Genomic DNA, 22,333 nt, shown 5'->3' with positions numbered 1-22,333 from the left:
CGTCCTATAACTCGTCAAAGTTAATGTGGACGGTTTTTTTACTTTAAATTAATTACTGATTAATCATTGAATAAAGCGGGTGTTAATTAATTCCATTACTGTTACTCGAAAGATTTTCACCCTTTTCATTTAATTCTAAAATTGCAATACCGCAATTAAGTGCCTTCTTGACATAACTAGCGATCAATGCACGAAAAGGTAGCATTTCATGCTGAGCCGACCTGGCTTTTTCTAAAGCCGCCAGATACTCATTACGAGGTTCTTGCGCAGGATTGATATTAATGATTGGATAATTATTTTTAAGTAAAACAAAATTCATCAAGAGCCTTGCTGTCCGACCATTTCCATCTCGAAAAGGATGAATTGAAACAAATTTTTGGTGTAAATCCGCCGCATACTGCACCGGATGTAACTGCTGATTAGCAGTCTTACTCCACATAATTAAATCCTTGATCGCCTCAGGAATATTATAGGGAGCTAAATATGGATGATCTTCTGAACCATATGGCCAAACTGCAATGGTTCGATAATTACCGGCATCAGTTTGTGGAACGATAGTTGTCATTGTCGCAATTCGATTTAAATTTCTAATGTCAACGGCATTTAATTCAACTTGTTTGCTCACCAATTCCAACATGTAATCATAAGCCTGATTTAAATCAAGAATTTCCAAGGCTTCTTGGTGATTTTTGCTAGGGATAGCTGCCGCTGATCCCTCACCAATCAGAGTAGCTGTTTCACACTGGCTCATAGAATTACCCTCAATTGCTGCAGAAGACCAAACATGCTTTATCCGAGCATTTCTTTCAAGTTGTTCAACTCTCCCTTGGGTTAGCGGTTGATATTGATTCATTTTTATTTTTAATGCAGTCAATTCTTTTAATCTAGCGTTATAATTCATCAAAATCACCTCTTATTAACTACTAGTGTACCACGCTCAATCTAGTTTAAAATTCTCATAAGAAGTTGAAGTATAGTTTAATTAACATGCTCAATTTCCAGATGATAACGTGGATTAATAAAATAGTTAACAGTCAGAAGCTGCTGTTTACATCCCAAAATAGCCTTAAGTCCAAATCAACTTAAGGCTATTTTATTAATCATTTTAGTCAGAGTAAGACTTAATTTAAACCACTATGAGCTTCAATCCAAGACCAAACTTCTTCTTTACCTTGCTTCGTAACCGAACTAAACAATTGTAATTGATCACGTTGGTTTAATTGCAAAGTTTTAGTAACTAATGCAACAGTTTTATTCCATTGATTACGTTTCACTTTATCCATTTTAGTCGCCACAACCAATGTCGGAATCTTATAATAGCTCACAAATTGATACATTGACACGTCATCCTCACTAGGAGCACGTCGACCATCGACCAAAATGATAATTCCACCTAGTTGCTTGCGTGTGGTCAAGTACTCTTCAATCATGGTACCAAAAGCCGCTCTTTTTTGTTTCGAGACTTTCGCATAACCATAACCCGGAACATCAACTAAATATAATTGTTCATTGATTTCATAAAAGTTAAGGGTTTGCGTTTTACCAGGAGTACTGGAAGTGCGGGCAAAATTTTTCCGACGAATTAACGTATTAATCAAGGATGATTTACCAACATTCGAACGTCCAGCTAAAGCTATTTCCGGATATTGATCGGTGGGATACTGAGCCGAACTAACGGCACTCAAATCCATTTTGACATCTTTAATTTCCATTAATTAAGCAACCTTACCTTTACTGTCGTATAAAAATGGCTTTTGCACACCTTCAACAGACTTTTTAGTTACGACCACCCGCTTAATATCATCACGACTGGGTACTTCATACATCGTATCCATCAAAGTAGCTTCAATAATCGACCGTAATCCCCGCGCACCAGTATTGCGTTTCAAAGCTAAATCAGCCATGGCTTCCAAGGCGTTTTGATTAAATTCAAGTTTTACATCGTTTAAGGCAAATAACCGTTGATATTGTTTAACCAAAGCATTCTTCGGTTGAGTTAAAATTTGCACTAAATCGTTTCTTGTTAACTGATCTAGCGTTGTAATGACGGGAATCCGTCCAATAAATTCGGGAATAATCCCAAACTTCATTAAATCTTCTGGAATCACCTGCTGCATCAAGTGGACGGGATCATTTAATTTGGCTTGTTGATCTTGATTTTTACCAAAACCAATCGTTTTTTCACCTAAACGATTCTTAATAATCTCATCAATGCCATCAAAAGCACCACCAACAATAAATAAAATATTGCGCGTATTGATTTGAATCATTTCTTGTTGAGGATGTTTACGACCACCTTGCGGCGGTACACTAGCGATAGTGCCTTCCAGAATCTTTAGTAAAGCTTGTTGAACACCTTCACCAGAGACATCACGAGTAATTGAAACATTTTCGCTCTTCTTAGCTACTTTATCAATTTCATCAATGTAGACAATCCCGTGTTCTGCCTTTTCCACATCAAAGTCCGCATTTTGTAGCAATTTTAATAAAATATTCTCAACGTCTTCCCCCACATAACCAGCTTCAGTTAAAGTGGTGGCATCGGCAATCGCAAATGGTACTTGCAAAATTCGGGCTAACGTTTGCGCTAAATAAGTTTTACCAGACCCCGTTGGTCCAATCAATGCAATGTTACTTTTTTGCATTTCAACTGCTTGATCATCATCTGCTAATTGGCTATTAACCCGTAGGTAATGGTTGTAAACTGCCACTGCCAGATTTTTCTTAGCTTCTTTTTGACCAATAACATATTGGTCTAAAATTTCCATAATTTCTTTAGGTGCTGGTAAATCAGTAATTTCTAGTGATTTTTCATTATCTTCGTCAACTGCATCATCAATAATCTGTTTACATAATTCAACACATTCGTTACAAATATAAACACCAGGACCGGCGACAATTCGTTGAACCTGTTCTTGGGATTTACCACAAAACGAACAGACAATTGCACCATTATCATTGGTACTATCAGACATATATTATTTCCTCCCAATTTAAGTCTAGTGCTATCTTTTTAGCATTAAAAAGATTAACATAGACCCTAAGAAAAGTAAAAAATAAACTTTTACTCTTTTTAATTATACACGAAAGTGAGGATTATCGGTATGAATACGGTTGGAATTATTGGTCAAGGTCACGTTGGGGCAACAACTGCCTTAGTTATGGCGCAAAGAGCTCAAGTAGGTAAACTAGTCTTAATTGATAAAAATGCGCAAAAAGCACAATCAGAACAAATGGATCTCCAAGATCAAATGGCGTTATTACCAAACAATATGACCATTGATATTCAAGACTATGAAGCAGAAAAATGGGACAAATTGCATGATTTAGACGTGCTTATTTTTTGTCCGGGCAAAATTTCGGCCTTAATAGATCATGGTGGTGAACGGGATTACGAATTAAGTTTAACCAGTCAAATGGTTCATGAAATTGCTCCTAAAATTAAAGCTTCTGGTTTTGATGGTGTTATTATTACTATTACTAACCCCTGTGACGTAATTGCTAAGATGCTCCAAGTTGAAACTGGTTTAGCCCCGCAACAAATTATTGGTACGGGAATTGGTTTGGAAACGGCGCGCATGCACCGTGCCATTGGGATGGCTACTCAGCATAATCCTCATGACGTTACAGGCTACGTATTAGGCGAACACGGTGATACCTTATTTGTCGCCTGGTCCAGTGTTAAAGTTGCTGGTCAACCATTAACTAACTGGCACTTAGACTTGCCTGAGCTCCGAAAACAAACTGCTACTGGCGGTTATACCATTTTCTTTGGTAAACATTATACTAATAACGGGATTGCTACCATTGTCAATCAGATGGCTGAGGCCGTCTTTACTGATGCCAATGTGGCGATGCCGGTTAGTTGTTATGATGCTAAAGAACAAATTTACATTGGCCAAGTTGCTGTTGTTGGGCAAAAGGGTGTCCAAGCCATCGTCAATCTACCTTTAACGACTGAAGAACAACAAGAATATCAAACTTCTGTCCAAGCAATTAAAACCAATTATGCAAAAGTAAAATCCAACTAAAATTGTTCGTTGTTGAACACAGTTTAAGAGACAATCATTAAAACCACGAAAAAAAGCATTGCTGCTATCATATCCTGTTAAAAAGAATGGGATTGAACAAGCAATGCTTTATTTAGTTAATTGACAAACTTAATTTATTTTTGAACAGCAGTATCAGTCATCATGTCGACAACTTTCTTAATAGCAATATCATGATCTAACATATCTTCTGATAAGGCATTCTTAACAGCTTCTTCTTGCATGCCGTAATCATGAGCTAATTCTTTAACTTCTTCGTTCCGTTCATCGTCAGTAATCTTGATATCTTCAGCTTTCACGATAGCTTCTAACAACAAATTAGTCTTAACACGTTTTTCTGCACCTTGACCAAATTGCTTCTTTAAATCAGCTTCAGTTGAACCGGTCATTTGGTAATACATTTGTGGATTGATACCTTGACGTTGAATATTGCCCAAATATTGATCAACTTGATTTTGAACATCCGTGTCAATCATTACTTGTGGAATTGGTTCAAAGGTAGCATTTTCAATTGCTTTATCAACTGCTTGGGTCTCAATCGCATCTTCAGCAGCTTGTTGACGTTGTTCTTTCAAACGATCATTAATTTTAGTTTTCAATTCTGCTAAAGTATCAACATCTTCATCAACGTCTTTAGCAAAATCATCATCTAATTTTGGTAATTCTTTAGTCTTAATTTCGTGAATTTTAGTTTGGAAATGAGCTTCCTTACCTGCTAAATCTTTAGCTTGATAGTCTTCAGGGAAAGTAACCTTAACATCGACGTCATCGCCACTTTCATGATCAATTAATTGATCTTCAAAACCTGGAATAAAGGAATTAGAGCCCAATTCCAAAGAATAGTTTTCCGCACTACCACCATCAAAGGCTTTGCCATCAACAGTACCCTTATAGTCAATCACAACAGTATCACCTTTTTGTGATTTGCCTGATTCTTTCAAAACGAGTTCTGCTTGTTGTTTTTGTAAGCGTTCCAATTCAGCTTGAACATCATCATCAGTGACTTCGGTATTTTGCTTCTCAACTTCCAAGCCTTTGTAATCACCTAAAGTAACTTCAGGTTCCACAGCAACTGTCGCGGAAATTTTCCAAGGCTTGTCAGCTTCCATACTATCAATTGAAATTTCAGGTTGACCAACCGGTTTAATTTCGGTATCATCAATCGCTTGTGAATAAGCATTTGGTAATACTTCATTTAAAGCATCTTGATACAATGCTTCTTCACCATACATTTGATCAAAGATCACACGTGGTACCTTACCCTTACGGAAACCAGGCACATTCAAACTCTTACGTACTTTCTTAAAAGCAGTATCTAATCCTTGTTTAATTGTAGCTTGATCAATTTCAAATGTTAATTTTCCATTTTGTTCTTTTTCTTTCGTCCATTCAGCTTTAGCAGCCATAATATCCCTCCGGTACTCAATATCTCATACTTTATCCATCTTACCCTAAATAAAATAACTTGTAAATGTTACAAACTATTATTATACCAAAATTTATGTACAAAAAAAGTCTGGCTCACCAGACTTTTCATTGTTACACAAATTAGTCTAAAATTTCAGTAACAACACCGGCACCAACAGTACGTCCACCTTCACGGACAGTAAACTTAGTACCTTTTTCGATAGCAACTGGAGCGATTAAGTCAACTTCAAAAGTAACGTTATCACCAGGCATAACCATTTCAACACCATCAGGTAATTCAATTACACCAGTAACATCAGTTGTATGGAAATAGAATTGTGGACGATAGTTGGAGAAGAATGGAGTATGACGTCCACCTTCTTCTTTAGTTAAGATATAAACTTCACCCTTAAACTTATTATGAGTTTGGATGGAACCTGGCTTAGCTAAAACTTGACCACGTTCGATTTGATCACGGTTAACACCACGTAACAAGACACCAACGTTATCGCCAGCTTCACCTAAATCAAGTGTCTTACGGAACATTTCCAAACCAGTAACAGTTGAATGACCATCTTCAGCATGTAAACCAACGATATCAACTTCATCACCGATCTTAACTTCACCACGATCGATACGACCAGAAGCAACAGTACCACGACCAGTAATTGTGAAGACATCTTCAACAGGCATTAAGAAAGGCTTGTCATTACTACGTTCAGGTGTTGGGATATATTCATCAATGGTATCCATTAATTTTTCAATAACTTTAACTTGTTCTGGATCGCCTTCCAAAGCTTTCAAAGCGGATCCACGAATAACTGGAATGTCATCCCCAGGATAATCGTATTCTGATAATAATTCCCGAACTTCCATTTCAACTAAGTCAACTAATTCATCATCATCAACTAAGTCAGTCTTGTTCAAGAAGACAACGATATAATCAACACCAACCTGGTGAGCTAATAAAATATGTTCACGAGTTTGAGGCATTGGACCATCAGTTGCCGCAACAACCAAAATAGCACCATCCATTTGAGCAGCACCAGTGATCATGTTTTTAACGTAGTCAGCATGTCCTGGGGCGTCAATATGAGCATAATGACGCTTTTCAGTTTCGTATTCCACGTGAGCCGTGTTAATAGTAATCCCACGTTCTTTTTCTTCTGGAGCCTTATCAATATCAGAATAATCTTCAGCTTTAGCTAAACCTTTATCAGCTAAGACTTTAGTAATCGCAGCTGTTAAAGTTGTTTTACCGTGGTCAACGTGACCGATTGTACCAATATTTACATGGGGCTTAGTTCTTTCATAATGTTCTTTTTCTGCCATGAAAAGAAACCTCCTATTTGTCATCTGAATTATCTTCACAAAAAAATATAAAGAGCATTGCAAAGACAACTCTTTATGCAAAAATTATACTACTTTTGGTTCCAAAAACAAAGCGATACCGACCAAAAATATACTCTTAGTAGTATACAAACTGAGTTATCAAATGTAAACCAATTTTTTAAAATTAATTGAATAAACTTAATAACTCTGTTAATTTATCCAACCACCTATTTACTTTAACAGCTTTTACAGGTTTTTCAAGTGATTGCTTATTTTTTTCCAAATTTAAGCGCTGTTTTAAACATTGTAACCATAAATTAGGATCAGTGACAATTTCATCAGTAAACGGATATAACATCGCTGCTAATAAATTAACTTCATCTACTAACGGTGAATTATTCTCTGCTTGTAATTGTTTTTGCCAAACACTTAAGGTTGTTAACTGATAAATCAACGGTTGTTTTTGCGGAACAAAAGTCAGATCTTGACCAAAAAAACTAATCGAAATGGTCGTCGTTACTTTTAACTTAACTAATTCCTCAACAACTCCCGCTTTTAGTAACGGATGTAAATACGGGTTTTGCAACAATAATTGACTAGTCTGTAAATAATCAGCTCGTGAAAGACAGTGCAATTGCAAAATGAGAGCAGACTGTTGAGCCAAAGGTAACGTGACGATAGTTAAAGCTTGCTTTTTTAGTTTTTCAAATAATTGTGGCTGCTGTTGTTGATAAAATCGTTGGTGTTCTTGAATAATTGCTGAAAGTTGAGACTTGAACTTTGTATCTAAAACTGGCGCTGGTGCTTGTTCCAATATTTGCCAGGCTTGCAGAAAATTATGGTTTCCAATTAAAACATCAATAACTAATGCTAAATGAACCCGATCCTTCAAATACTCGTCCACATTAGTTTGAATCAATTCCCAAGCTACTTGGTCTTCTTGGGCTTGATGCCAAGCTTGAGCCACCGCAAATTGCAATTGCAAACTAGGATTTTCTTGATAAGCTTGATCTAAAGTTTGAGCTGCCAAATGATAATTTTTTTGCGCTTGATATTGCTTAGCCTTTTGTAACAAGGCTTGATATTGCTTAGCCTTTTGTAACAAGGCTTGATATTGTGGTTTATCCATCAATGATCCTTTATCCTTTAAAAATTCTGTCCAACCAAAAAAAAGCTGGGAGCAATCAGTTTCCTGAACGCTAATTGTACAAATCCCACGCTCATTTTCACTTAATGCTTGACCAAAATCAAGCTTTTATCTTAAATATTAAGTCCCAAGAAAAGCTCTGACTTTAATATTTATTCCAGTTACCTGATTTTTCCCAACTTATTATTTTGAAGCATTACTATGTTGAACTTTCCGGTGCCGATTTTGATTAACTTCCATAATCACTGGCAAAATTACCGGATGACTCTTTGTTTGTTCCCATAAAAAATGATTTAAATCTTCACGAACATCTTGCTTTAATTCTGACCAATCAAAATCTTTATGCAATAAATTATTTTCCACCGCTTGAATGACTATCTCTTGACTTTTAGCTAACAATTCCGGCTTTTCTTCTAGGCCGGAAAAACCACGGCCAGTTACTTGAGGTTGTGCCATAATTTTCTTCTTTTTTCGATCAATAGTCACTACAGCAATAAAGACTCCATCTTGGGACAACAGTTGCCGATCACGTAAAACAATCGTCCCAATATCACCAATACCAACACCATCAATCATGGTATCACCTGCAGTAACTGCTTGACCAAGATGAAATTGATGTTTCTCATAGCTAAGAACATCACCATTTTGTAAAATAAACACGTGATCTTTATCTAACCCAGTTTCCAAAGCAATTTTAAAATGAGCATCTAAATTGCGGTATTCGCCTTGAACCGGAATCACATTTTGTGGATGCAAAATATTAATCATCAATTGTAAATCACTTTTAGAAGCGTGACCGGAAGTATGCAGACCAGAATCACTTAAACTTTTAACTTCGCCACCGGCCCGAAAAATCAAATCACGAGTCTTCGCAACAGTGGTTTCCATCGCGTGTGAAGGAGTCGTCGTTAAAAAGACCAAATCTCCCTCTTCAATATGATAAAAATGATGGTGGCTAGTGGCCATCTTTTGTAGAATTTTAATCGGCTCACCCATGCGACCAGTTTCAATAATAACAACTTGATCCTTCGGCAATTTTTCGGCTTGACGAGCGGTTACTAACAACCCATCGGGAACTGTCAAATAATTTAATTTAATCGCCGTTCGAACAATTTTGGAAGCACTTTGTCCTGTCAAAACCACCTTGCGGTGTGTTTTCTGCGAAGCATTAAAAATTTGTTGCATCCGTAAAATATTAGAAGCCACGGAAGCGACAATAATGCGCCCCGTTTGATATTCAAAAGTTTCCCAAATAAAATTATAGATATCCCGTTCATCAGCTGCCGGATAAGGTGATTCGGCATTAGCTGAGTCACTTAACAAGGCCAAAACCGGTTCCCGCCCAATATCTGCCAAACGTTGATAGTCAGTCTGATAAGTTTGGTCTGCTGATTGATCAAATTTGAAATCACCCGTATAAACAACTTGACCAACCGGCGTGCGTACCACAATCCCTAATGAATCTGGGACAGAATGCGTTGTCTTAAAGAAAGAAATACTTAGTTTTTCAAAATCAATGGCTGTTTTGGCATCAATGACCTGAAAATTATTAAAGCCGCGACTACGCTTACTATTCTTTGTCGCAATTTTCGCTAATTCAATCGTCAATTTTGAGCCAAAGACTGGAATATCATTTTCACTTAATAAATAAGGCAAAGCACCAATTGCATCAGCATGACCATGTGTGAGAAAAATCCCCACTACTTTATCAATATTTTCTTGAATATAGGTAAAATCAGGTACTACTACATCAATCCCCAATAATTCACTATCTGGATATTGTAAACCACAATCCAAAATCACAATTTCATCACCATATTCTACTGCATACATATTTTTTCCGTTTTCACGTAAACCACTCAACGGAATAATTTTTAAATTTTTCAAAAATTTCACCCTTCTTATAATCTTAATAATAATGATTAAGTCTAGACAAAAGCTGTTCACTGACTATGTACTGACCATAAAACCACACCATAACTGTCAATTTTTAGAATACAAGAATCAGAATGCTATTGCTCCATTAACTAGTTATTAGCTGAAAGTATGATTAAAACACAGTATGAAACCATTCCAATAATTTTTACTATTATGGAGTTATCAATTTGCCAATCCCAGTCTTTGATAATACTCAATTAATTCAAAATCTAAATAGATCTTGCTGTCACTTAGTGACCAACTGAAAGCATTTGTCTAATTGTAGCACATCTCAGAGCCTTTTCCTAGAAAGAACATTTTCTCGCTCATACCACACAAGCTAAACATCTTACCAATTAAAACCATTTTAATATATGTACAAAAAAACTGTCCGAAAAATTCAGACAGTTGACCAGATATTAACGACGTAATCCTAAACTTTGAATTAAATCACGGTAACGGTTAACGTCACTCTTTCGTAAATAAGCTAATAAATTACGACGATGACCAATCTTCTTTAACAAACCAACATAAGAATGATGATCCTTTTTGTTAGTCTTTAAATGATCATTTAAGTTATTGATTTCATAAGTTAAAATTGCAATTTGGACTTCTGGAGAACCAGTGTCGCCTGCTTTGCGTCCAAATTTTTCAATTAATTCTTGCTTCTTTTCTTTAGTAATTGCCATAAAACTCTAACCACCTTAGTTAAATTAATTCAGCCAGACTGTGTTGACGTCGGTGTAACATTCAACAAAGCATAGCTAATATATAGTTGAATATAACTTAATTAATCCTAAAATGCAAGAATTTATTTAGAATCATTGCAAAACAAACCCGATTTTAGTATACTTTTAGGGTATTGGAATGGTCACGGAGGTGAATAAATATGCCACAAATTAAATCAGCTATTAAGCGTGTACGGACATCTGCTAAAGCAAACGAACGTAACACAGCACAACGTAGTGCAATGCGCACAACGATTAAAAAGTTTGAAACAGCTGCTGCCAATGGTGCTGAAGATACTCAAGAATTATATCGTCAAGCAGCACGTGCTATTGATATGGCTAAGTCTAAGGGCTTAATTAAAAAGAACAAAGCTGCACGCGATAAGTCACGTTTAGCTGCTAAAATTAAATAATTAATTAAACCTAAAAAGACGGACTTTAGCCCGTCTTTTTGTTTGTAGTAAATGCAATCATAAATAATTCAAATAAGCGTTGCTTATTAGCTTGGCCAGTTTTCATTTGATAGTCCATTTCGATTAATTCGGAAAGGGCTTTTTTTAATTGTTGTAAATCGTAATTTTTGATTTTTTGCAGCGCTAATTTTACGCGATATGGATGCACTTGCAAAAATTGTGCTAATTTACCTTGTGACATTCCTTGACCAGCTAAAATTTTCACTTGCAACAGCAAGCGGATTTGACTCTGTGCTAGCGCCGTTAATAAAATTGGATCATTATTTAACAGTAATAATTGCCGGTAAGTTTGTTCTGCTAGCTGTAAATTATGCTGCAAAATAGCATCTAAAAGATCAAAAACATTGTCATCTAAAGATTGTGGAACCAATTGTTTTACCGTTTTTAATTGAATCATTTTTTGATCTTTTGCATACAAGAACAATTTCTTCAACTCCGAACTAGCTAAAGAAAAATCCCCTTTGGTTCTTTGTACTAATTCTTTGAGGGCCACTGGTTCAATTTGAAAACCATGCTTATTGATTTGTTGCTGTAAATTTTTTTGAAGATCTTGGGGTGATAGTTTTTGTACTTCAATTACTTGCGCTTGTTGTTTTAAAATTTTTGTAATTTTTTTACGTTGATCCAACTTATCATAGGTTGCAAAAATTACAAATATCGTCGTCGGTTGTGGTTGTTGAATATAATCCAATAATACTTGAACGTCTTGCTCGACCGCATTTTTAGTGCGTGAACTACTTAAAAAAACTGGATTAGTTACCATCACCAAGCGATAGTCGCCTAAAAATGGTAACATGTTGGCTTCGCCAACCGCTTCTTTGACATCAACTTGCTCTAAATCAAATTCTGCTACGTTTAATTCTTGTTCTTCTGGCGTTAAAACTTTCAAAAATAATTGCCGCACTTGCTTAATTAGTTCATTTTCTGAACCATTAACTAAATAAAGTGGCGCTATTTGTTGCTTTTCTAAAGCTGTTTGTAATTCACTAATTTTCATTGATTTCTTTCCTTGAAAAAACTTGCCACCATTGCTGATGTCGATAATTATAATTCCAAGTAATCATACCATGCTTTGCGGTACTCAAAGAAGGAATTCGTAATTTTTTTAAAGTCCGCATGGTTTCCGGACTTGGATGTCCATAACGATTGTGGCGACCAACTGAAATTAAAACTAGTTTAGGTTGAATTTGTTGTAAAAATTTTTTCGAACTAGCTGTTTTACTACCATGGTGACCGGCTTTTAAATAATCTATTGTTTGATTGTGCTGCGGAAATAATTTCAATTCATTTTCCTGATTTAAATCACCGGTAAATAGCCACTTTTTACCCTGAATTTGCACCATCAGGCTCAAAGAATCTTCATTTTTACCATTCGATAAATGTGGCGGCCAGACGACTTGCATAAAATCTTGATGTGGTAATAAAATCCGATCATGTAAATGCAGTTTTACATATTTAATTTTAGTAGCAAAAGGCTGTAATTTATCGGCAACTGCCGGTATTTTTTGCATACCATCCGCCATATAAACTGCCCGTACTGGAAAATTCTGTAGCAAAACAGCTAAATCTCCAATATGGTCCGCGTCTTGATGCGATAAAAACACTCCATCCAAATGCGTAATAGCTCGATAACGTAAATAAGGAATGGTAATTGACTGTACCCGATTATTTTGGGAATGGTACTTACCAAAATTTAACTTCCCACCCGTATCAATCAAATAAGTTCGTTTTAAAAACGGCGTAGTAATTAAAATACTATCTCCTTGACCAATATCAATTAAACTAACTTCACCATTTAGGGGAAAATGTTGTAAGCCAATAATTAAGGCATAACTACCAATTAAAACAAAAATTTTATTCTTGGTTGGCTGTTGGGCAATAACTAAGGTCCATAATAATAAAATTAATAAAATAAGCACACTCAATTGACCGACAGTAATTTGGCTCCAGCTAGCATGAGATAAAGATTCAATCGGACTATAAATATAATTAAATAGTGCTTCCAAATGATTAATGATCCAAGCATTCCGCTCAACAATCACACTAAAAATAGTTAAAGGAATAATCATTTTTTCAAAAATTGGCGTCAGACACAAATTAGCCCCAAAAGTCAGCCAACTAAAGCTATAATTATGAAAAATTAAAATTGGTACGCTAATTAAATTCATTAGTAATGATTGCTGCCAAATATTACTTTGCTGGATGACAATCAAGCCATAGGACAATAAGTAGCTCAATTGACCAGCTAGCGTCCACAATACTTGTGGTACAAAAATACTGTGAACGATTAACGTTATAGCAAATAGGTCATTGCGTGAAAGCAACCAATGTCCTTTATCATTTAACATTTTAAACATCTGCCCGATACAAGCTCGCCACACACCAATGCCACTTCCAGTTAATACCGCAATAATTGGCAACGAAATAATAATTAACCATTCCAAATAATCTTGGCGAATTTTCAAAGCACCCGCCAATTTGGATATCCAATTAACTAACAAATAAATATGCAAACCAGAAATACTAAAAATGTGGATAATTCCCAAATTAGTTAAGCCTTGACGCAAATCTTGTTCTTGGTTATCAAATTTGCCCAACAGTAAGCTACTAGCATTAAGATTTAACCAATGAGGCAATGCTTGCATTTTTTTTAATAACTTAAAACGCCAAACATGCAACAATTCAATTAAACTATGTGGCGAACGCAATTCAATTTTTAAATGTTGCGCCGTTGCTTGAAAGTAAATTTTTTGTGTTTGCTCATATTGACGGTAATCAAATTCACCAGGATTAGTGGCTGCACTAATCTTTTTCCAAGCAAAATCACCTTTTAAAATAATTATTTGCGGTCGCGTTACCTTAAAGTTACCATTAGCTCCCCAATTAACTGATTGATTTTTAACTTGTCCTTGACCATATAGCCAATCAGGACGGCTATTGAATTGATCTGGGTAAACAACCACTTCATTGGTCGTGGGTATTTTGGGCTTTAATGGATTGCTTAAAACATATCCCAGTAGACCCATCGTTAAAAGTAACAGTAAAACCGTATATTTATGGTTCAACAAAACGACGCCAATAATTAATAAACTTAAGATTAACCACAGTTTACTTTTAGTAATCAATATAGCAATTGTCAGCTGTAAAAAAATTGCGCCAAATAAAAACCAACCTCGCTCAAACACTAAGTTGATCCTTCAAATTTTCAACTGTTTTGTCACCAATTCCTTTAACATTAGTCAGATCTTCTATTTTATTAAAACTACCGTGATCTTGACGATATTGAATAATTGCTTGAGCTTTTTTGGGTCCCAAGCCATTAATTTGCTGTAATTCTTCGGCAGTCGCAGAATTCAAATTTAAGCTCTTAGTCGAATTACCAGAAGCTGATGCAGTAGTCGCTGCCGTGGTTGTGGCTGAGCTATCAGCCTGATTTGTCGGCGTAGTTACAGTTTGGTCAGGAACAATGACTTGACTCTGATCGTGCAGCTTTTGGGCTTGATTGATTCCTTTCAAATTTGCTTTAGCTGTTGGTCCACCAGCATGTTGGATGGCATCATAAATCCGCGCCGAAGCTAGCAAATGATAAACCCCTGGTTTATTGACTTCACCTTGCACATCAACAATAATAGTTTTGGGCTCACTAGCACTAGTTGATGGTTGCTTTGTTTTCGTGGACTGCTGTACTACTGGTGGCTGCACATTTGACGTCGATAGCGTTGTACCAGGCCAAAATTTCCATAACAGGGCACCGACAATAATTATCCCACCTAATAGCCATTGCCAATAATCTTGTAACCAATCTTTTATTTTAAACACTTAATTCACCCAATCATAATTACAAAAAAAGTTCATCATTTTTTGTTTGATGAACTTTTTAAATAATGAATGGCTTGATTTAAATTATCAATGGGAACAATTTTCATGGATGAATGTAAACGACGTGCCGTTTTTTGAGCCACACGATAGTTACTTTGATAATGTGAATCTAATTTCAGTTTAGCTTTGGTAACTGAATCCCGCGGAGCTAGAAAAATCTTTGCTCCTTTTCGTTCAGCAGCCACAACTTTTTTATCAATTCCACCAATTGGTCCAACTTTACCATCCGCAGTAATAGTCCCAGTCCCCGCTACTTTTTGTCCGTGAGTTAAAGTTTGATGAGTTAATTGACTATAAACTTGTAAAGCAAACATCAATCCCGCCGAGGGACCACCAACGTCTCCAGCATCAATTTTGACACTAGGACTAGTCTTAATTTTAACTTGATCTACTAATTGAATTCCTAATCCCCATTGTTTAGTATGTGGCAGGTGTATTAGCTTTTGTCGCGTTCGTTTAGTCTGACCATGATGTTGATAAGTGATTTGAACTTTAGAATTTGCTTGCTGTTGTTTAACATATTTCATAAAAGCCTGAGAACTAGCAAAATGATGACCATTAACTGCCGTAATCACATCACCGACTTGTAATTGTGATCGAAAATTAGACTGAGCTAATATCGACAAAACATAAACGCCTAAATATTTTTGTTTAACTAAGCGGTGATCAGCTCTAAAAGCTGCAACAATTGCATTATTACTAGCACTTTGCATATAGTACTTTTGCATCTGCAGATATTGGGCATTACTATCATTATCCATTAAAGATTGCCGATCAACTACATCATGAAAAGGTAAGCTCTGACCTAATAACCAAGTCAAAGGTGTCGCTTGACTTAATTCAACGGTAGTGAAGTACAAGTTAGAATTTTGTGTTTGGTGTTGTACTTTAATTACTTGATCAGTGGGGGTAGCTTCCCCTGGCGCTTCTATAAAAATGGGCAACGGCCACAAAACAAAGCTCAGTAATAAGACTAATAATCCTAAAGTAATTAACCAACGCTTAAACTTCATTTGCCGGACCGTAACTTTTCAATTAAAGCTTGCTCAACTATGGCTGGTACTAAATTATGAACTTGCCCCCCATAAGCAATAACTTCTTTAACCATACTGGAAGATAAGTACATATATTGCGGCTGAGCTACTAGATAAAGTGTTTCTAAATCAGAATTTTGTAATTGATTAATTTGTTGCATGGAAATTTCATAATTTAAATCAGCAGCTGTTCTTAAGCCTCTCACTAACCAATGTGCCTGCAATTGCTGCGCTACATTGGCTACTAATTGATCAGCTTCCACTTTTACTTGCACGTTAGTTAATTGTAAAGGCGCCAACGACTTTGTGAGCAATATTTCTTTTTCGGTGAAAGAAAACGTATAATTTTACTAGTATTATTCATAATAATTACATATAGCTGATCAAATAATTTACTAGCGCGACTAATAATCTCTAAGTGACCATTGGTTACAGGATCAAAACTACCAGCATAAATACCAACTTTTTTCAAAATATGTGCCTCATTTACTTTAATTGCCAAATTTGAACATACGTTTGATTATATTTTTTTAACGCCACAACTTCAAATTGTTCAAGATCCGGTGTCGTTAATTCATAATCTGTTTCAATCATAATTAATGCTTGTGCCTTTAATAGTCCTAATTTAATCGCCTGTTGAATCAATTCCAGCGTAACATGTTGTGCATAAGGCGGATCTAACAAAAGTAAATCCAACTTCACGTGTTGCTGCTGCAAAGTCAATAAAGCTTTTTTAGCTGGCTGTTTTAACAGTTCAAAGTTTTGGGGACTACGTGTTTTAGTAATATTTTCTTGAATCACTTGTTGTGCTTGACGATTAGAATCTACTAAATACATTTTCGACAATCCTCGTGAAACAGCTTCAATACCCAATGCACCAGTTCCCGCAAACAAATCGCATCCCACAGTCATTGCTGATAAATAGGGAGCTAACATATTAAACATTGCTTCTTTGACTTTTGCCCCCGTCGGCCTAGTATTACGTCCCTTAACCGGTAGTAAATTTAAGCCATGAAAGCGGCCAGCAATTACACGCATTACTTTTTTACCTCACTATGCTTTAATTGTCTATCCTGTTCGGCCGGAATTAATAAACTAGCAACATTGCCTATTTTATCATCAAAATCAGTCTCTAGATCTTGGCGTGGTGATAGTTCAATTTTAGTAACAAATGGTAATTTATTAATTTCTTTAATTTGCTGTTGTAAATGAACTTGATTCAAATACATAATGGCATAGTTCATTTTAAAAGAAACATAAATCACCGTCCCAAAGCGGCGCAATTTCTTACTGGGACGACTATTTGACATCCAAATAATCACTTCTTGACGTGGTATTAATTTCACTTTTTAACCTACTTTCATAATTTGATCAATTCTTTGTCGTTTTAAATTAGCCGAAACGTTTAAACAAATACCAATACAAATAGATAGTACCAATTGACTTGATCCACCATAACTAATGAATGGTAATGTCACACCGGTAATTGGCAACAACCCAATTACACCACCCACATTAAATGAAGTCTGAACAAACAATAACGTTGCTACGCCATAACATAATAACGTCCAGTAAGCATTAGTAGCGTGTAAACCGAGATAGATAATTCGCGCAATTAAAATAAATAACAAGCCTAAAACTAAAATAACGCCAACTACTCCTAATTCTTCACTAATAATAGCCAAAATAAAATCCGTATAAGGTTCGGGCAAATAACCTAATTTCTGAATACTATTGCCTAAACCGCGACCAAATAAGCCGCCATTATTAACAGCGTAATAAGAATTTACCAGCTGAATGCCCCCCGTTTTTTCCAATTCAAATGGATGAAAGAAAGCCATCAAGCGTTTTAACTTGTAAGAAGAATCGGTTCCAACAATTAATTGATGTTTAAACCAAAAATACGAACCGACAAATAAAGCTATTAAAATGATAACTACTGTCACAACATACTTCATATCTAAGCCCGAACTAAAGGTTAATAAAAAGACAATTGCGGCTAAAATAGCTGCACCGCCTAAATCTGGTTGTAAAAGAGTCAATAAAATAATTAGTCCTGATAATAAAATTGGGGGAAATAGTTCCGTCAACATGGGTCCTAAAGCCTGTTGTCGAATTTTAAGACTGCGAACACTAAAAACTTTCGACAAGTACAAAATTAATGCCAACTTAGCTAATTCCAATGGTTGCAGATTAATAGGCCCCAACTTAATCCAAGCAGATGCACCATTAACCATGGCCGTCGGATGAAAATGTTTTTGCATCAACAAATAAATTAATAACGCTATGACACCTATTAAAAAAAATTGAACAAAAAATTTATTTTTCAACAAATCAATTTTAAAAAGATAAAATAACAAACTTAATAATAAACCAATCAGAACATAAATTAATTGCCGCTTTAAATACACAAAGTTAGTTAGTCCTTGTAAAATTGCAGCATTGGAGCTGGCAGAATAAACCATAATGATTCCTAGTGCTGATAAAATCACAAAGGGGATGAGAATCCAATAATCAAGATTTTTAAATTTAAATTTCACTGATCTGTTATCACTCTTTTCCCTAGTTTTTTTCATTATATCATTTTAAAAACAATTATTCTTTACAAACGTGAACTACATCGGCATTAGCAAACCGATTTTTAAGAATATACTTAACTCGCTAAGTTGCTGGTTTAATCAAGACTAAAATAACAAAGTGTGTGTTTAAAGCACTATTTTACTTGATGTACTTTAAAACGTTTTTTGAAGATCTTCTTTTTATTCAAGACCAGTTGTTTCATATTAAAGCCACATTGACCTCTCGACTAGAAATCTTGTTACATTGTGGAATGTCCTATTTGGAAAAGTCTTCCGTGAATAAGTAAAGAACAGCAGCTGCAATCAGATTGCCAATAAATATAAAGCAATAACCAGACTGTTATCCTTCTAAAATCTAAAATCTAAAATTGCTTCCCGAAGCTTAGTAGTAAAATCCCTAAGTGTAATGCCCGAAGTGATTCAAGTTAATTTGATAGTCATAAAGAATTGATAAAGTTGTTTGCTGGCTATTATCATATAAATACATAATAGCAGCTTACAAAAAGCAAAAATCCTAGATAAATTTTCCATTCAAGAAAACTATCTAGGATTTTTAGCAAAGGTCAGATTTTTCGACCTCAGCCTTTACTTTTTAATTGTTAAACTACTAAGATAAATAATTATTAATCTTTAACAACTTTCCGTTTTTTATCGGCCTTTTTACGTTCGTTAGTGTTCAAAATTTTCTTCCGTAAGCGAATACTTTGTGGGGTTACCTCACAATATTCGTCTTCATTCAAAAATTCGATTGATTGTTCTAAAGACATCTTCTTTGGTGTTTTAATTGCCGCAGCATGATCTTTTCCGGAAGCTCGAGTATTGGTTAAATTTTTACCCTTGGTAACATTAACAGCAATATCTTGATCACGACTACTTTGCCCAACAATCATGCCTTCATAAACGTCAACACCAGCACCAATGAATAACTGGCCGCGATCTTCAACAGATTGTAAACTATAAGTCGTCGACGGTCCTTGATTGATTGAAACTAAAGCTCCACTCCGTCGACCAGGTTCCCAATTCTTAATTACTGGCAAGTAGGAATCAAAAGCATGATTCATAATACCATAACCACCAGTTTGAGAAAGAAATTCGGAAGAATATCCAATTAAACCACGTGAAGGTGTCAAAAATGTTAAACGAGTTTGACCGTTACCGGTACTTTCCATGTTTTTCATTTCGCCTTTACGTTGAGCCATTGAATCAATGATCGTGCCAACATATTCATCAGGAGTATCAATTTGAACCAATTCAAACGGTTCACAAACTTTGCCATCTACTTCTTCATAAATAACTTCGGGACGAGATAATTGTAACTCAAAACCTTCCCGACGCATCTCTTCAACTAGAATAGATAAATGTAATTCACCACGTCCAGAAACAATCCAAGCACCAGCAGTTCCAGCATCTTCAACTTTTAAAGACACGTCTGTTTGTAATTGTTGTTCCAAACGATCTTGAATCTTACGGGCAGTAACCAAGTCGCCTTCGCGACCGGCAAATGGAGAGTCATTAGCCAAAAAGGTCATTCTTAAAGTCGGTGGATCAATCCGTAATACTGGTAAAGCTTCAGGATGATCAACTGGCGTAACCGTTTCGCCAACGAAAATATCTTCCATACCTGATAAACCAATCAAGTCTCCAGCTTGAGCTTCTTGAATTTCCACACGTTTCAAGCCAAAGAAACCAAAGATTTTAGTCACCCGGAAGTTTTGCTTGGATCCATCCAATTTCAAAACGGAAACCTGATCACCGATTTTAATCTTACCACGGAAAACTCGACCAATCCCTACACGGCCAACGTAATCATTATAATCTAACATCGCTACCTGAAATTGCAATGGTTCATCACTATTGTCAACAGGAGCCGGAATTGTCTTTAATATTGTGTCGAACACTGGTTTCATAGTATGTTCTTGAGAATCAGGGTCAGAATCATAGCTAGAAGTACCATTCACAGCTGAAGCATACACTACTGGAAATTCTAATTGATCTTCATCAGCTCCTAAGTCAATGAATAATGACAAAACTTCATCAACAACTTCTTCTGGACGAGCACCCGGGCGATCGATTTTATTAATAACAACAATTGGTGTCAAATGCTGGTCTAAAGCCTTTTTCAAGACAAAACGTGTTTGTGGCATTGTTCCTTCATAGGCATCAACTACCAACAAAACACCATCAACCATTTTCATAATTCGTTCCACTTCACCACCAAAGTCGGCGTGTCCTGGGGTATCTAAAATATTGATCTGAGTATCTTGATATTTAACCGCTGTATTTTTAGATAAAATAGTAATTCCACGTTCTTTTTCAATTGCATTAGAGTCCATTGCCCGATCACCTAATTCCATGTGTTCAGGTAAAGTATCTGACTGCTTTAAAAGTTCATTAACTAATGTTGTTTTACCATGATCGACGTGAGCAATAATAGCAATATTGCGAATATCTTCTCTTGTTTTCAAAAGCTTAGCTTCCTTCCATTGATCTAAATGTGAATCACCTATGGGCACTCAAACACGTACCTTTACTTGGAAACAGACGTGAACTATATCGTACCAAAATACGAGTTTCTGGCAACAGACCTAATCATTAAAATTTAGCAGTGACAAAACATGAATTTAAGACCAAAATCAGTAATTAATATCAAGTCGTCTTAAACAACATAAATTCATCGTATTCTACATTTTACTCAGGCTTGTTCCAAGCCAAACTATTCTTTTTAAAATCTCAATCTATGAATTACCAAATTTTCATTGATTAAAAACACAGGTTTAAGAAATCTTTCAAATAATGAAAGTCCCTAAATAATTCTGAACCTTCTTAGTTGACGTCTTGTATAAAAAAGCTGTGATTGTTGGAATCACAGCTTTTTAACTAAGATAGTAATCTCTTAGCTTTTTTTGTTGCGCATTTCGTTCCGATAACTACAGTTTGTGATTGTAACATATTTAAAGGTTGATCGTCAATGGTCAAAGTTTCTAAACCCAGCGGTAAACCGATCGCTAAACCGGCCGCTAAGTCCCATGGTTGCAACTTAGAAATATACAAAACCTCTTCTCCTCTTAATAAATGAATTATACTAATTCCAGCGCTACCATAAACTCGCAAACCACTACTTCTGTGACGAACAGCTTGATATTTTGGTTGATCTAAAAAACGATTGCTAATCATTACTAAACCATTTTCTAATGTCTGATTAGTCAATTGGGTTAACGACTGGCCGTTCACAAAACTGCCAGTACTGGGTCCACCATAATATATTCGATCTGCCATAACATCAGCAATTGCTCCAAAGATTGGCTGGCCGTTAAAATAAACACCAATCATTGATACAAACTGATTATGCAATTTAATAAAATTCATGGTTCCATCAATGGGATCAATAAAGAAGACTAATCCTTGCAAATTTTTGACATTATCACCAAATCCTTCTTCACTGATAAAACGTGCTTGAGGAAATTTTTCTCTCAAATAACCAATTATTTGTCGTTCAATATTTTTATCACGTTCAGTCACTAAATCCGTTCTACTGGATTTAAATTGAATTTGTTTAAAAGCGGAATTTGTCCGTAGTTGATTTTTAACTTTTGTTAAAATATCTAAAACATGCCATTGAACATTAAATAAATCCACCATGATTAACCCCAAATAATATTGGTTCTATGTAAAGCGGTGTTGATAAAATCACTCATCAACACTCAATATTATAGAACCCTAATATTTACTAACTACATTTTATGGCAAAACAACAAAAAAATCGACGTATAAACGCCGATTTTTCGTCA

The 22,333-nt window shown here is 35.6% G+C and carries 21 protein-coding genes; 2 read left to right on the top strand and 19 right to left on the bottom strand.

Translation table 11 applies throughout. The features are described from left to right. Positions 1–82 precede the first annotated feature (82 nt). The 3 genes from AC3B7A_RS08170 to clpX all read right to left on the bottom strand — a co-directional run bounded on the left by AC3B7A_RS08170 (position 83) and on the right by clpX (position 2,975). Positions 83–901: a Fic family protein gene (locus AC3B7A_RS08170; RefSeq protein ID WP_489755605.1), complete on the bottom strand. Its 819-nt coding sequence runs from the start codon at positions 899–901 to the stop codon at positions 83–85. 220 nt (positions 902–1,121) lie between these two features. Then, positions 1,122–1,712, bottom strand: a complete 591-nt coding sequence (gene yihA, locus AC3B7A_RS08165) for a ribosome biogenesis GTP-binding protein YihA/YsxC (protein WP_489755604.1) — start codon at positions 1,710–1,712, stop codon at positions 1,122–1,124. A 3-nt stretch (positions 1,713–1,715) separates the two neighbouring features. After that, the gene (gene clpX / locus AC3B7A_RS08160; RefSeq protein ID WP_489755603.1) at positions 1,716–2,975 is read right to left on the bottom strand and encodes an ATP-dependent Clp protease ATP-binding subunit ClpX; all 1,260 of its coding nucleotides are present in this window, start codon (positions 2,973–2,975) and stop codon (positions 1,716–1,718) included. A gap of 129 nt (positions 2,976–3,104) precedes the next feature. On the opposite strand from clpX, the gene AC3B7A_RS08155 reads away from it, so the two are divergent. Beyond that, positions 3,105–4,031, top strand: coding sequence for a lactate/malate family dehydrogenase (locus tag AC3B7A_RS08155; protein WP_489755602.1), 927 nt, complete (start codon positions 3,105–3,107; stop codon positions 4,029–4,031). 134 nt (positions 4,032–4,165) lie between these two features. On the opposite strand, the gene tig is transcribed toward AC3B7A_RS08155, so the two are convergent. The 5 genes from tig to rpsO all read right to left on the bottom strand — a co-directional run bounded on the left by tig (position 4,166) and on the right by rpsO (position 10,541). After that, positions 4,166–5,455 carry a trigger factor gene (gene tig / locus AC3B7A_RS08150; RefSeq protein ID WP_489755601.1) on the bottom strand — a complete coding sequence of 430 codons (1,290 nt, stop codon included), beginning with the start codon at positions 5,453–5,455 and terminating at the stop codon, positions 4,166–4,168. Positions 5,456–5,597: 142 nt separating this feature from the next. Continuing rightward, positions 5,598–6,788, bottom strand: a complete 1,191-nt coding sequence (gene tuf / locus AC3B7A_RS08145) for an elongation factor Tu (protein ID WP_489755600.1) — start codon at positions 6,786–6,788, stop codon at positions 5,598–5,600. Positions 6,789–6,972: 184 nt separating this feature from the next. Then, positions 6,973–7,917, bottom strand: coding sequence for a hypothetical protein (locus AC3B7A_RS08140; protein ID WP_489755599.1), 945 nt, complete (start codon positions 7,915–7,917; stop codon positions 6,973–6,975). Between the two features lie 201 nt (positions 7,918–8,118). Next, positions 8,119–9,822 carry a ribonuclease J gene (locus tag AC3B7A_RS08135; RefSeq protein WP_489755598.1) on the bottom strand — a complete coding sequence of 568 codons (1,704 nt, stop codon included), beginning with the start codon at positions 9,820–9,822 and terminating at the stop codon, positions 8,119–8,121. A gap of 449 nt (positions 9,823–10,271) precedes the next feature. Further along, positions 10,272–10,541: a 30S ribosomal protein S15 gene (rpsO, locus tag AC3B7A_RS08130; RefSeq protein ID WP_489755597.1), complete on the bottom strand. Its 270-nt coding sequence runs from the start codon at positions 10,539–10,541 to the stop codon at positions 10,272–10,274. Positions 10,542–10,741: 200 nt separating this feature from the next. Between rpsO and rpsT the strand changes: the two genes are divergently transcribed. Further along, positions 10,742–10,993 (top strand): 30S ribosomal protein S20, encoded by a 252-nt coding sequence (rpsT, locus tag AC3B7A_RS08125; RefSeq protein WP_489755596.1) that lies wholly within the window; start codon positions 10,742–10,744, stop codon positions 10,991–10,993. A gap of 25 nt (positions 10,994–11,018) precedes the next feature. Here the strand turns inward: rpsT and holA are convergent, their stop codons facing one another. The 11 genes from holA to AC3B7A_RS08070 form a co-directional block, all read right to left on the bottom strand. Next, entirely contained in the window at positions 11,019–12,050 is a 1,032-nt protein-coding gene (holA, locus tag AC3B7A_RS08120) for a DNA polymerase III subunit delta (RefSeq protein ID WP_489755595.1), read from the bottom strand. Beyond that, a complete protein-coding gene (locus tag AC3B7A_RS08115; RefSeq protein WP_489755594.1) occupies positions 12,040–14,238 on the bottom strand; it encodes a DNA internalization-related competence protein ComEC/Rec2 in 2,199 nt (732 codons plus the stop codon). The genes holA and AC3B7A_RS08115 overlap by 11 nt, the downstream gene beginning before the upstream one ends. Continuing rightward, a complete protein-coding gene (locus AC3B7A_RS08110) occupies positions 14,231–14,872 on the bottom strand; it encodes a ComEA family DNA-binding protein (RefSeq protein ID WP_489755593.1) in 642 nt (213 codons plus the stop codon). Before AC3B7A_RS08110 ends, AC3B7A_RS08115 begins: the two co-directional genes overlap by 8 nt. Positions 14,873–14,907: 35 nt before the next feature. Further along, positions 14,908–15,945: a SepM family pheromone-processing serine protease gene (locus AC3B7A_RS08105; RefSeq protein ID WP_489755592.1), complete on the bottom strand. Its 1,038-nt coding sequence runs from the start codon at positions 15,943–15,945 to the stop codon at positions 14,908–14,910. Further along, positions 15,942–16,265 (bottom strand): nucleotidyl transferase family protein, encoded by a 324-nt coding sequence (locus AC3B7A_RS08100; RefSeq protein WP_489755591.1) that lies wholly within the window; start codon positions 16,263–16,265, stop codon positions 15,942–15,944. Before AC3B7A_RS08100 ends, AC3B7A_RS08105 begins: the two co-directional genes overlap by 4 nt. After that, positions 16,247–16,438 (bottom strand): adenylyltransferase/cytidyltransferase family protein, encoded by a 192-nt coding sequence (locus tag AC3B7A_RS08095; protein ID WP_489755590.1) that lies wholly within the window; start codon positions 16,436–16,438, stop codon positions 16,247–16,249. The genes AC3B7A_RS08100 and AC3B7A_RS08095 overlap by 19 nt, the downstream gene beginning before the upstream one ends. 14 nt (positions 16,439–16,452) lie before the next feature. After that, entirely contained in the window at positions 16,453–17,004 is a 552-nt protein-coding gene (rsmD, locus tag AC3B7A_RS08090; RefSeq protein ID WP_489755589.1) for a 16S rRNA (guanine(966)-N(2))-methyltransferase RsmD, read from the bottom strand. Next, positions 17,004–17,312, bottom strand: a complete 309-nt coding sequence (locus AC3B7A_RS08085; RefSeq protein ID WP_489755588.1) for a YlbG family protein — start codon at positions 17,310–17,312, stop codon at positions 17,004–17,006. Before AC3B7A_RS08085 ends, rsmD begins: the two co-directional genes overlap by 1 nt. Positions 17,313–17,315: 3 nt before the next feature. Further along, positions 17,316–18,506: an FtsW/RodA/SpoVE family cell cycle protein gene (locus AC3B7A_RS08080; RefSeq protein ID WP_489755587.1), complete on the bottom strand. Its 1,191-nt coding sequence runs from the start codon at positions 18,504–18,506 to the stop codon at positions 17,316–17,318. 662 nt (positions 18,507–19,168) lie between these two features. Beyond that, entirely contained in the window at positions 19,169–21,010 is a 1,842-nt protein-coding gene (typA, locus tag AC3B7A_RS08075) for a translational GTPase TypA (RefSeq protein ID WP_489755586.1), read from the bottom strand. A gap of 412 nt (positions 21,011–21,422) precedes the next feature. Then, the gene (locus AC3B7A_RS08070) at positions 21,423–22,184 is read right to left on the bottom strand and encodes an inositol monophosphatase family protein (RefSeq protein WP_489755585.1); all 762 of its coding nucleotides are present in this window, start codon (positions 22,182–22,184) and stop codon (positions 21,423–21,425) included. Positions 22,185–22,333: the final 149 nt, after the last annotated feature.

The sequence above is a fragment of the Bombilactobacillus sp. ESL1202 genome, from assembly GCF_058107125.1.
This window is presented reverse-complemented; position numbering and strand designations above follow the sequence as displayed.